At 54.2% G+C, this 845-nt stretch carries 1 protein-coding gene; it reads left to right on the top strand.

The window, feature by feature from the left end:
* Positions 1–101: 101 nt before the first annotated feature.
* Positions 102–845: T6SS immunity protein Tli4 family protein (locus ABDB81_RS30350; protein ID WP_346814413.1), on the top strand; the 744-nt coding region annotated here is incomplete at its 3' end.

The following is an 845-nucleotide window of genomic DNA, read 5'->3' as shown; positions in this document are numbered from 1 at the left end:
CTGGGGAGGCGAAGCTTCGTTTGAGATGGCAGTCGATTTCTCGCTTGCTATAACCGTCAGAGAAGCAGGGTGACGCGCATCGGCGCTCGCTCTTTGCCACCATGCACGCGGTGATCAAGATTGCTCGGCAGGCAAACTGGCTCAAGAAGGAGAGCACATTGAAACAGGGTTGGAGAACGCGAGCGATTGGGCGACACTTGGTGGACATTCCCGAGAACGCCAAGACGATCGAGACCTATTCGTTCAACAAGGTCAAGATCAAACTGTTGGCGGATATTCAAAGCGAGGAAGAGTACGAAAGACTTCTCTCTCAGAAGGAGCAGGCGTTGCGAGCGACCCGATCTGCCATACATGACAGTCTGTTCATTGAGCGTGTGTCGCATTCGAACGGTGGAGTGACGTTGATATCCTGGCCGAGTTCCGGCGCGGAGGAGCGATATCAGCCTTACTTTTTTGATACCTATTTTCGGGCAGGTGCGCGATTTCTTAGTTATTCCGGGAATGTGTCAAAAAGTCGCAAATCGACCGCCTTGGCTACTTGCGAGGAACTGTCTCGCGAGTGGTATCAAATTCCTGACGGGACAATCCCAGAAGGCGTCGGCTACGTAGTTGATGACGCAATTCTCGTGGACAACGATTTCAATAGGGAAAGCTGGCGTATGGTTATCCAATTGCCCGGCAAGCCTGACGTTTTTTTCGAGCTCACATCTTATGCACTGTATCGCGTAGAGCCAGGCTTGCGCGAGCGCGCCGGGGGCGTTGTCGCGGGACTGCTAGGAACGATAGCGGGGTTCTCGCGTCTGCGTGATCGCGCAAGGCCGGTTGGCTCCATTCAAGCCGACGAG

Source organism: Cupriavidus sp. DL-D2 (genome assembly GCF_039710735.1).
Lineage (GTDB): Bacteria > Pseudomonadota > Gammaproteobacteria > Burkholderiales > Burkholderiaceae > Cupriavidus.
This window is presented reverse-complemented; position numbering and strand designations above follow the sequence as displayed.